Annotated in this window: 9 protein-coding genes; 7 read left to right on the top strand and 2 right to left on the bottom strand. The window is 65.8% G+C overall.

Annotated elements, in window-relative coordinates:
• Positions 1–25: 25 nt before the first annotated feature.
• From HF684_RS17585 to HF684_RS17575, 3 genes are all read left to right on the top strand, one after another.
• A complete protein-coding gene (locus tag HF684_RS17585) occupies positions 26–739 on the top strand; it encodes a hypothetical protein (protein WP_169253540.1) in 714 nt (237 codons plus the stop codon).
• 135 nt (positions 740–874) lie between these two features.
• The gene (locus HF684_RS17580) at positions 875–2,890 is read left to right on the top strand and encodes an alpha/beta fold hydrolase (RefSeq protein WP_169253539.1); all 2,016 of its coding nucleotides are present in this window, start codon (positions 875–877) and stop codon (positions 2,888–2,890) included.
• 97 nt (positions 2,891–2,987) lie between these two features.
• Entirely contained in the window at positions 2,988–4,220 is a 1,233-nt protein-coding gene (locus tag HF684_RS17575; protein WP_169253538.1) for an amidohydrolase family protein, read from the top strand.
• Positions 4,221–4,322: 102 nt separating this feature from the next.
• On the opposite strand, the gene HF684_RS17570 is transcribed toward HF684_RS17575, so the two are convergent.
• Positions 4,323–6,008 carry an HNH endonuclease signature motif containing protein gene (locus tag HF684_RS17570; protein WP_169253537.1) on the bottom strand — a complete coding sequence of 562 codons (1,686 nt, stop codon included), beginning with the start codon at positions 6,006–6,008 and terminating at the stop codon, positions 4,323–4,325.
• 262 nt (positions 6,009–6,270) lie between these two features.
• Here HF684_RS17570 and HF684_RS17565 point away from each other — a divergent pair, with 262 nt between their 5' ends.
• From HF684_RS17565 to HF684_RS17550, 4 genes are all read left to right on the top strand, one after another.
• Positions 6,271–6,864 (top strand): hypothetical protein, encoded by a 594-nt coding sequence (locus HF684_RS17565; protein WP_169253536.1) that lies wholly within the window; start codon positions 6,271–6,273, stop codon positions 6,862–6,864.
• A 67-nt stretch (positions 6,865–6,931) separates the two neighbouring features.
• On the top strand, positions 6,932–7,627 hold the full coding sequence (locus tag HF684_RS17560; protein WP_169253535.1) for a hypothetical protein: 696 nt from the start codon (positions 6,932–6,934) through the stop codon (positions 7,625–7,627).
• Between the two features lie 180 nt (positions 7,628–7,807).
• The gene (locus HF684_RS17555; protein ID WP_169253534.1) at positions 7,808–8,458 is read left to right on the top strand and encodes a copper chaperone PCu(A)C; all 651 of its coding nucleotides are present in this window, start codon (positions 7,808–7,810) and stop codon (positions 8,456–8,458) included.
• Entirely contained in the window at positions 8,448–9,758 is a 1,311-nt protein-coding gene (locus HF684_RS17550; protein ID WP_248279019.1) for a Dyp-type peroxidase, read from the top strand. The genes HF684_RS17555 and HF684_RS17550 overlap by 11 nt, the downstream gene beginning before the upstream one ends.
• A 115-nt stretch (positions 9,759–9,873) precedes the next feature.
• Here HF684_RS17550 and HF684_RS17545 read toward each other — a convergent pair whose 3' ends face one another.
• Entirely contained in the window at positions 9,874–10,776 is a 903-nt protein-coding gene (locus HF684_RS17545; RefSeq protein ID WP_169253532.1) for a glycine betaine ABC transporter substrate-binding protein, read from the bottom strand.
• Positions 10,777–10,784: the final 8 nt, after the last annotated feature.

Raw genomic sequence — 10,784 nt, 5'->3', positions numbered from 1 at the left:
GGGCCTCCCATCGTCGAGATCCGCAATGGGCAGGGTCGCCTCGGGCAGACCCGCCTCGGTGCGGCGAGCCGCGGCGGCCGGCACACTCGCGCTGACCGTCCTGCTCAGCGGTTGTTCGGTCTTCCAGGTCCGCACCGAAGACAAATCGTCTGGTCCCATGCGGGTCGGTGTGCAGGAGACCGCCGGCCCCGAGCCCACAGGCACACCCACCGAGGCCGGAATCCCCGAGGGGATGACGAAGACGTCGGTGACATTCGGCAGCAGCTGCCCGGTCGAACTCAGCTTCGCGCTCGGCGATGACTGGAGGGACAGCAGCGGCAACACCGATCAGTTCCATGTCTTCACTCACGGCGATGACAGTTCTCGCGCCGATATCATCCTCGTCAACTGCAATGACGAATATGGTGACAGTGCGCAGGAAGTCGTCGACAGTAAGCGACGCTATAACTTCTCCGAACAGGACTCACAGGTGTTGGCCGAGCAGACGGGATCTCTGGCCGCGGGAGAGTTCTGGAGCTATCAGGGTGAACTCGGTCCCACAGAGATCCTCGCTCTCAACAGCAAACCCACCTATGCGTTCGGCGTGCAGACGGGTTACAAGATCAACGGACGCCTGGTGAATCTGTCCATCGAGATGCGCACACCGAAGACGAACACCGAAGTGGCGGAGGACTTCAAGAAGATGCTGCCGACGGTGACGATCGATGGTGAGAGGGTCCCGGCACCGAGCTTCCGCTGACTTTCCGCGGAGTGTCGAACGACGCGGCGATCACGTGACCGCGACCCCCGACCGTGACCCCGACCGACCACCTCCGTGAACTGGAGTTTCCTTGGATCTCACCCGGGAGTCGACATTGGGACCTAGGATGGGAAGATGACGACCCACGACGCAGTGACCCGACTCCTCGACGCCCGCCGCCTGCAAGGCCTCTTGACGAATCAGAGCGGCCGCGTCATCGCCCAGTACTCGTTCCTCAACTCCGAGGGCAATTCCTCTCTCAGCCACCTCGCCGATATCAGCGGGGAGAGGCCGCGGCGGATCACCCGCGGCGACCAGTCCGTGGGTCCGGCCGCGCTGAGTGAGAACGGCACGATCGTCTTCGCCTCCAAGCGCAAGGGCGAGGACGGCAAGGATGCGGAGTCACCGAGCCTGTGGGCACTTCCAGACAATGGTGAGGCCCGCAAACTCGCTGATCACGCGGGCGGTTTCTCCCGCATCGAGGTCAAGGGTGAGACCATCGTCGTCGAGTTTCCCGTCCATACCTGGGCCGCCGACGAGAACGACCATCAGGAATTCAGCTCCGAACGCAGCGATGCGAAGGTCAGCGGGATCCTCCACACCGGGTTCCCGATCCGCCGCTGGGATCATGATCTGGGGCCGGGCCGACAGACCCTGGCCGTGGCCACGCTCAACGAAGCGGCCGCCGACTTCCCCGAAGCCAGCGACGAGCTGAGTGCCCCGGCGGGCCTGGACTTCCGATACCTGTCTCTGCCGTCCGGTCGACTGGTCGACTGGGCCGTCGACGATGAGGCTCGCTTCGTCCTCGTCCAGCTCGAGAAGCCGATCCCCGGCCAACTCGAGGCCAGTGAGATCTGGCGCGTGGATCTCGACGGGGAACCCGAACTGCACCGTCTGACGAAACCGGCAGCCGATCACAGCTTCGACATCGAAGCCATCAGCCCGGACGGAACGAAAGCACTGGTCACCCGCGTACAAGCCTGGACTCCGCAGACCAACCTCGCGGCCGAACTCAAGGTCCTCGACCTGGAGACCGCAGAACTGAAGTCCGTGTGGCCGGATGCCGATTTCTGGTTCTCCCCGATCTGGGCGGACGATTCGACCATTGTGGCCACCGCCGATGACCACGGCCGCGGCAGCATCTTCATCGGTGGTGTCAATGATGCGCAGCCCAGGCGGCTCGTCGGGGGAACCGATCAGAAGTATTCGTTCTCGGGGCTGGCACTGCGCGAGGACACGGTCGTGGCGACCGCCTCGGCGATCGATGTCGCGCCCCTGCCGATCTCCGTCGACCTCGCCACCGGAGTGATCAGCGAACTCGCGAACCCGGCGACGGTCCTCGACGAGGAAGGCACCCTCACCGAGGTGGAGGTCCGTGCCGAGGACGGCACGCCGATCCGTGCGTGGCTGGTCCTGCCGGAGGGGGAGGGGCCGCATCCGCTCGTCGTCTTCGCCCACGGCGGACCGTGGGGGTCATGGAATGCGTGGACCTACCGGTGGAATCCGGGTCCTTTTGCGGCCGCCGGCTATGCTGTGCTGCTGCCGGATCCGGCGATCTCCACCGGATACGGGCAGGCGATGATCGATCGCGGGCAGCAGCAGCTCGGCGGCACCCCGTTCACCGACATCATGGCGCTGACCGAGGCCGCAGGGGAGAGGACGGACATCGATGCCGAACGCATCGGCCTGGCCGGCGGATCCTACGGCGGGTACATGGCCAACTGGGTGGCCGGGCACACCGGCAGCGCGTTCAAGTGCATCGTCACCCACGCCTCCCTGTGGAACACCACGTCGATGGGGCGGACGACGGACAACTCGTCCTGGGATCAGGCGATGCGGGAACAGTCGGCGCAGTATTCGCCGCACCTGTTCGCCGATGACATCGAGGTGCCGATGCTCGTCATCCACGGTGACAAGGACTACCGGGTCCCGATCGGGCAGGGCCAGGAACTGTGGCTGGACCTGCTCACCCGGGCGAAGACTCCGCTCGACGCCGATGGCGACACTCAGCACCGGTTCCTCTATTTCCCCGACGAGGGGCATTGGATCCTCGGCCGTGGGAACGCCGAGGTCTGGTACCGCACCGTGCTCGCGTTCCTCGACTCGCACGTGCTCGGCATCGACGCGAACCGAGTCCGCACACTGGGGTGAGTCGGCAGTCGATCCGTCCGCTTCCTGCGGAGGGGGAATTTCACCGCCCGATTCCGTACCCTGAATGTGGTGTTCGCAGAGCGATGGAAGGACCCTGATGACACAGACCGAACAGATCCCCGCCGAGGCGGTCATCCACAATGCGTGCATCCTCGACGGTGATCGGGCGACGTTCTCCGAGGAGACCGCAGACACGTGGATTGCGATCGCCGACGGAACGGTCACGGCACGGGGCCGCGGGGACGGCTGGAGGGACGGAGCCGCCTCGGGGCGGATCGAGGTCATCGACGCTGCCGGCGGATACGTGGCTCCCGCGTTCGTCGATATCCACTGTCACGGTGCGGGCGGTGCGAGCGCCGAAGACGGGATCGAGTCGATCGATGCGATCCTCGACGTGCATCGGTCTCACGGCACCAGCCGGCTCGCGCTGTCCTACGTCTCGGACACGATCGAGGGTCTGTGCCGGTCACTGCGTGCCGGTGCCGGGCTCGTCCGCGATCGGGCCATGGTCATGGGTCTCCATGCCGAAGGGCCGTTCCTGTCCCCGGATTTCAAGGGTGCGCATGCCCCTGAGGTGCTCACGTCGCCGACCCCGGAGGCCGTCGAGGCGATCCTCGAAGCCGCAGATGGATCTCTCGCGCAGATCACCATCGCACCCGAGCTGCCCGGTGCGCTCGATGCGATCGCGCGGTTCTCTGCGGCGGGCGTGCGTGTGGCCGTCGGTCATACGGCCGCCGACTTCGAGCTGACCGCGCAGGCGTTCGAGGAGGGAGCAAGCATCCTCACCCACGCATTCAATGCGATGCCGGGCATCCATCACCGTGCTCCGGGGCCGGTCCTCGCTGCGGCTGAGGCTGAGCATGTCACCGTCGAACTCATCAATGACGGTGTCCACGTCGTCGCCCCGGTCGTGCGCATGCTCCATGAACTCGTGCCCGGACGCCTCGCGCTCATCACCGATGCCATGGCGGCGACGGGCCTGCACGACGGGAGATATCACCTCGGTTCGCTCCCGGTCGAAGTCAAGGATGCGGTGGCGCGCCTGGTCACCGCCGACGGCACTCAGGGTGCCATCGCGGGGTCCACTTTGACGATGGACGACGCCGTGAAGCGAGCCGTCGCCGAGGTGGGGCTCAGCCCGTTCGATGCTGTGCAGTCCGCGGGACTTGTTCCGCTGCGTGCGGTGGGTGGTGTGCCGGGGTCGGGTGATTCTGTGCGTGCGGTGGGTGGTGCCGTTGATTCCGGCAGCCTGTTGGCTCGCGGAATGCCGGCTGACCTCCTGCTCCTCGATGAGGACATGAGCATCCGAGACTCGCGGTTCGGCGGCTGAAGCCGGCCGAGGCGGGCCGAACCCGGTTGAATCCGGCCGGATCGGGCTGAATCCGGCTGAACTTGGAAAGTGGGCACAGCTGTCCCCTGAAAGTTGAGGCGGCTATTTGTCGAACAGGGAGTCGATGATGTCATCCGCGATGAAGCGGGCGTGGAGGATCGGAGTTCGAGCAGGATCCTTTGCGGCGGGCGGAATGTAGGCGGGTCGCCCGTCGAAGAGCATCACCGTGTCCCAGTCGGTGCGGTCAAGCAGGTGGTGATGATAGCTGCAGAGCAGCGCGAGATTGTTGATCTCCGTCTTGCCGCCGAGCGACCATGGAAACACATGGTTGGCATCGCACCAACCGGGAGGGGCGTCACAGCCGGGGAAGGTGCAGCCTCGGTCGCGGGCGGTGATCACTGCCAGCTGCTTGCGATTGGCGAAGCGCTGTTCTGTGGCCACCTGCATCGTCTTGGCCTTGTCGCTCATGAGGTGGAAGAACAGCGAGCCGTTGAGGCCGTTTCTCATCAGTTCCTTGATGGGAACGGGATTGTCGGCACCCGTGGTGCCGTGTCCCGTGCCCTTGGCCAGATCTTCGGCGGTGGCGTTGATGACGAGAGCATAAGGCGCTCCTGCAGCCGTCCGCTGCTTGTCGATCGTGGTGACGAGGCCGGCGAATCGTTCGTAGATCCATTCGCGCGCCGAGGGCTGTTCGGCGCTGACGTCGACGAAACCGCCGTCCTCACGAACGCCGACGCCGGGGACGGCAGCCGAATTCCCGCTCGTGCGAGCTGCGTCGAGATCGGGTTCCGGAACTCGCTTCGCGTCATATCGGTCACCGGAGAGCACCGCATCGACGATCTCAAGCAGCTCTTTGTCAGGAAGCGGCGAGCTCGATGCCTCGGAAGCAGCGGTTACGGTGACGGGATTGCCCACGGCCGCGATCCCAGAGGCGCCGGTCGCCGAGTCGGCACCGGTCTTGTCGGCATCGGCACTGTCGTCTTCTCCCGCAGCTTGGATTCGTGAGGTCAGCAGTCCGTTGAGAGTGCCCCCGGTGACGGGGTCGAGCAGTCCACGCAGCTCCCAGTCGCCGTTGGCCCTGGCACGCATGGACATGTTGTAAGCCGAGCGGTCGCCTGAGTCTTTCGGTTCTTCTCCGTCCGGGTCGATGTAACCCATGAGCTTGCCGAAGATCTCCCGCAGGTCCTTGAGGCGGACCTTGGGTGCGTTGTCGACCAAGCGCGTCTCGACGTCGGTGCGGACCGCCTGACTGACCCACGTGGGCAGCTTGCGCATGCAGTCTTCGATGACAGATGCCTGGGCGGCGGAGATCGTGCCGGCATGGAGCGCATCCGCGACGACCGGGTAGAGAGGCGGCAGAGCCTGTCCGGCCATATCGACGCGTCCGCCGAGGTTCTTGGCCATATCGGTCCGGCGGTTCGCCTCCGCGCCGGTGAGGTTGAACCGGTTCTCGATGAGCGATTTCGTCGACTTGGCGCCGAAATCGCTGGGTGTTCCGACGCGTTCGCAGACGGAGAGTGCGAGCGTCGACAATGCGTCGTTGATGCGTGTGATCGCCTCGACCCCATCGGCGAGCATAATGGCCTGATCCGGTCCCATGGGGCGATCGAACGTGCGCAGCTCATCTTTGAGGCTCATCAGCTGAGTGATCGAAGAGGTGACCTCGGGCGCAAAACGGCTGAGATCCGCCCACTCCTCGTCGGCCAGCAGCGGATGACCGCTGGTCTGCGGGGAGTTGCCGGCGGTCCGAGCGGAATGATCGGAACTGCGTTCGGGAGTGAGGGTCATGGGGATGATTTCCGTTCACCAACATCGTTGTTGTTGGCATCCAGTTTACTCTCGAAGGAAATAGAATGCCATAGAGAATCGAAAAAAAGTTCGAACAAATATGGCGTGTTCGCAGATGTTCGATCATAGAAGCATGGACGCTTGCCAGATTATTGCGGAAGCGCATGCCGATGACTCGTGCTGCATCCGGCCCGTTCCGCCGAGGCCTCCGTGGCAGCGTTCCGGCTTAGAAAGTGTCAGGCGGTCGTGGCACGATTGGAGTATGGATGCCCTGCTCCTCATTGATACCGACGACGCCAGCTACCCCAGCGATGACGCCATGGAGACCCTCGGCGATATCGTCACCCGGACCCGCGCGGTTGGCGGTGTGCTCATCTTCGCGTCGACGAAGGCCGACCTCGTCGACACTCCCGATGAGGAGCTGAGCATCTTCGTCCCCGATGAGGAGGATCTCGTGCTTCGCTCCGAGAGCCCGGATGTGTTCGAGGGCGTCGACGATCTGGCCGCAGGTCTGCATGACCTCTCCGTCGACCGGATCATCATCGCCGGCGCCGACGCCACCGCGGCCACGCCCGGGGCCGACGCCACCGTGGCGGAGCCCGACGCCGGAACTGGCGGCGATGCCACTGACCCCGCCGCCCAGGCAGAGGGCGATGTCGACGCCGGCACCTCCTCGGCGAGCACCCCCGGAGCCGTCTACGCCTCGGCGATGGCGGGGCTCGTGTGCAACTTCGACGTCGTCGTCCTCTCCGACTCCACCACAGATCCCGACGGAAAGCTTGTCACCTGGGGCGATGCTGCCGTTGGGGCCGGCGCTATGGTCAAGAAGACCGCTGATACCTGGCTGCGGATGTAGGCTCAGCCGCCTTCCCGAAAGTGTTCTACATTGAGTAGAATGTGGGAGCGAGCTGAGAGGAGGGCCCATGACCGGATGGACGAAATCCGTACGCGCGCTCTTCGCCGCTCTCTTCACGACCCTTCTCGCCCTGCTCATGCACCTCGCCGCCGGTGGCGGAATCTCGGTTCCCGGCACTGTGGTCGTCTTCGTCCTCGTCCTCTGGGCGGCGATGATCGTCGCCGGCAGGCGCCTGGGCTACCTCACTCTGGCCGGTCTGCTCGGCCTCGGGCAGGTGCTCATGCACCTGACGATGAGCTGGTCCGCCCACACCCTCGCCCATGCGGGGGCTCACACGGGAACCGCCCATTCTGGAACCGGCCAGACCGAGTCCGCGAGTACCGGTTCGACCTCCGCCGAGGCGGCCCTCCACGCCCACGCCGGACACATCGTCCCGGCCCCGGGCTCCCTTGATCTCGGTCCGGCCGCATCCGCGCTCGGACATGCCAACCACGGTGCCACCTCGGTGGGGATGATCATCGCCCACCTCGTCGCCGTCCTCGTCACCGCCGTGATCCTCAAGCGCGGTGAGGACATCGTCCTCAGCATTCTGCAGCTGGCCCTGGGCCCGGTGATCGGTGCACTGCGTGCCCTCGCCGAGGCGGCCGGAGTCCTGGCCGACGAACCGTTCCGCAAGTTCTGCGCTTCGTTCCGGCTGCCGCAGCCGGTCACTTCGGCGGTCGTCGGTCCGAACTATCGGCGCGGACCACCCGCACTCGTCTGACATCCCATTCGGCGGATCCACCGCCGACCCACACCCGATTTCCCGGGTGACCATCCATCTTCGGGCGACCGCCGAAACAGCAGCGGCTCGCCCCTCGGTGACAGTCGAACACGTCCGCGCAGACCGCAGCGCAGGTCGACCCGTGCTCGACTGCACCTGAATGACGAAAGTGCAGACACCATGCGAAAGAACATCAGCCTAGCCGTTGCCCTGCCCCTCGCCGTCGCCATCGGCCTGGCAGGCTGCGGCCACGACGACAGCACGGCAGCCGGGCCGACACAGACCGACGGCCGCAGCAGCTCCGCCTCAGCGGACACTGCGGACAGCAAAGTCGACGCCGAGGCGCTCAGCCTCGACGGCGCCTGGGTCAAGGCCGCCGACGACGGAATGACCGCAGTCTTCGGCGAGCTGAAGAACAACACCGACCAGGACATCAACCTCGTCGAAGCGAAGTACGCGGACGCGAAGATGGTCCAACTCCACGAAACCGAAGGCGACGGTCCCGGCGGAATGTCCATGCGGGAGAAGAAGGGCGGCTTCACCATCCCGGCCGGGGAGAGTCTCGACCTCGAGCCCGGGGGCGATCACATCATGATCATGGGCCTGAAGAAGGCCATCAAGCCGGGCGAGCAGATCAGCCTCGACCTCGTCACCGCCGACGGCGAGACCGTCGAGGTCACAGCCGTGGCGAAGGAGTACTCCGGAGCCCAGGAAGACTACGCGCCCGGTGAGGCCGAAGGCTCCAGCGACGGCGAGAATGCCGACCACGCCGACCACGCCGACCACGGCGGTCGCGAGGATTCCGACCACGGAGACCACGGTGACCACTGAGCCCGGTCGCCCCGGCTTCAGCCGCCGCGGTCTCCTGACCTCGGCGGCCGCGGCCGGCGGCGTCGGAATCGTCGGCGCCACGGGCGGATTCGCACTCGGCCGCGGCTCCGGGTCGCAGGGCACGAGCGCCGGTGACGGAGGGCCGCCTCGGCGAGATCTGGGCGGGGCGAACGGGCCGCAGACCGAGCCGTTCTACGGCACTCATCAATCCGGTGTCGAAACCCCGGCGCAGGCGTATGCGCACTTCATCGCGTTCACGCTGGGGCCCGGGATCACGGCCGCCGAGGCGGTGCGCTGGCTGCGGCTGCTCACCGCGGATGCGGCGGCGCTGACGCAGGGGCGGGCGCCGCTGGCCGACTCCGAATCGGAACTCGCCGTCGACCCCGCCCGGCTGACGGTGACCTTCGGGTTCGGCGCCGCACTGGTGGCATTGGCCGGACAGGACCACGTCCCGGACTGGCTGAGGCCACTGGAGGCGTTCTCGATCGATCGCCTCGATCAGGACCGGTGCAGGGGTGACCTGCTCCTGCAGATCTGCGGCGACGACCCGCTGACCTTGGCACATGCCAGGCGCATGCTGTTCAAGGACTCGCGATCGTTCGCCGAGGTGGCCTGGCAGCGGGACGGATTCCGACGTGCCTACGGCAGCTCGGGGGAGGGGACGACCCAGCGGAACCTCTTCGGTCAGCTCGACGGCACGGCGAATCCGGGGCCCGGATCCGAGGACTTCGCGCGGATCATCTGGGGCCAGGGCACCGAGACTGCGGACCCGGTGTTCTCCGCTCGCGGGGAGCCGCCGGCCGATCTCGGCGCGCATCTGCCTGTGTGGATGCGTGGGGGAACGACGCTGGTGCTGCGTGATATTGCGATGAACCTCGACACCTGGGACCAGGCCGATCGTCCGGCACGGGAGTTCGCGGTCGGGCGGACCATGGACACCGGGGCACCGCTGTCGGGCAAGTACGAGTTCGACGTCCCGGACTTCACCGCCGTCGATGGGCGCGGGCTGACGAAGATCTCGCAGGTCGCGCATATCGCTCGTGCCCGCGACGGGCTGGGTCCGGCGGCGCAGATCCACCGGCGCACGTTCAACTACGAGACCGGTGCGGGTGGGGATTCGGGGCTGCTGTTCGCGTCGTTCCAGGCCGATATCGAGCGGCAGTTCCTGCCGATCCAACGCCGCCTCGCCGAGGTGGACCTGCTCAACGAATGGACGACCCCGATCGGGTCGACTGTGTGGGCGATACCGCCCGGAGCGGCCGAGGGCGGCTACGTCGGGCAGGAGCTGTTCGACGGGTGAGGAAGCGGCGCGGCCGCCGGGCCAGCCGCCACGGCCGCATCCTCACTGCACTGGCAGCGGCCGCCGTCCCCGCAGTCGCGGGTGCGGCGGCCGCATCGTGTGAGCGCCCGGATGCTCAGTCGGTGATCTCGGAGTCGAAGGCCTTCGGGTTGTCCTTGACCCACTGGTCGACGGCGTCACCTTCCTGACCCTCTTCGTATTCGTTGACGATGAGGTCTTCGAGCTCTCCGTACGTCTTGTCGTCGAGCTTGATTCCCTTGATGAGCTCGGACGCTTCGGGGAACTTGTCGCTGAAGCCGTCGGTGCCGAGGAAGTGCATCTTCTCCGGATCGCCCATGGCGTTCTTCGGGTCCTCGAGTTCCTTGACGTCGAAGGCGTTGTTCGCCCAGAACGGCCGCCACAGGGTGACGACGATGTCGTCCTTCGCGTCGATGGCATTGCCCAGCTCGGTGAGCATGGCCGGGGTCGAGGAGGTGACGAGTTCGAAGTCCTTCTCCAAGCCGTACGCAGGCATCATCGAATCCTTCGTCACCTTGGTCAGACCGGCTCCGGGTTCGATGCCGACGATCTTGCCGTCGAACTCGTCAGCGTTGTCCTTGAGCTCATCCAGCGAATCGATGTCGACGTAGTCGGGCACGACGATCGTGTTCTGCGCCTTGTCGTAGTAGGTGCTGATGTCCTCGATCTTGTCGCCGTACTCATCCATGTACTGCTTGTGGGTCTTCTCCGGCCAGGCGGAGGGGTAGATGTCGATGTCGCCGTTCGCTACTCCCGCATAGAGGATCGCAGCTTCGGAGATCGTCTCCAGCTCGGGCTCGTATCCGAGTTTCTCCAGCTGGTCCTCGAGCAGGAACGCGGTGCTGCGGCTGTCGGACCACGACGAGATGTAGCCGATGGTGATCGTGCCCTTGTCGCCGTCGGAACCGGCGTCCTTGCCGGCTTCCTGGGAGCATCCGGTCAGGGCGAGGCCCAGCGTCGCACAGGCGGCGACAACGGAGGTGAGTGTGCGTGACTTCATCAGTTTCC

This window comes from Brevibacterium sp. 'Marine', assembly GCF_012844365.1.
In the GTDB taxonomy this organism is placed as follows: domain Bacteria; phylum Actinomycetota; class Actinomycetes; order Actinomycetales; family Brevibacteriaceae; genus Brevibacterium.
This window is presented reverse-complemented; position numbering and strand designations above follow the sequence as displayed.

What these genes read in the sequence shown, in the direction of transcription:
- HF684_RS17545 (WP_169253532.1), bottom strand. Translation starts at nt 10,776, where the DNA reads ATGAAGTCACGCACACTCACCTCCGTTGTCGCCGCCTGTGCGACGCTG.
- HF684_RS17580 (WP_169253539.1), top strand. Translation starts at nt 875, where the DNA reads ATGACGACCCACGACGCAGTGACCCGACTCCTCGACGCCCGCCGCCTG.
- HF684_RS17575 (WP_169253538.1), top strand. Translation starts at nt 2,988, where the DNA reads ATGACACAGACCGAACAGATCCCCGCCGAGGCGGTCATCCACAATGCG.
- HF684_RS17585 (WP_169253540.1), top strand. Translation starts at nt 26, where the DNA reads ATGGGCAGGGTCGCCTCGGGCAGACCCGCCTCGGTGCGGCGAGCCGCG.
- HF684_RS17565 (WP_169253536.1), top strand. Translation starts at nt 6,271, where the DNA reads ATGGATGCCCTGCTCCTCATTGATACCGACGACGCCAGCTACCCCAGC.
- HF684_RS17555 (WP_169253534.1), top strand. Translation starts at nt 7,808, where the DNA reads ATGCGAAAGAACATCAGCCTAGCCGTTGCCCTGCCCCTCGCCGTCGCC.
- HF684_RS17560 (WP_169253535.1), top strand. Translation starts at nt 6,932, where the DNA reads ATGACCGGATGGACGAAATCCGTACGCGCGCTCTTCGCCGCTCTCTTC.
- HF684_RS17570 (WP_169253537.1), bottom strand. Translation starts at nt 6,008, where the DNA reads ATGACCCTCACTCCCGAACGCAGTTCCGATCATTCCGCTCGGACCGCC.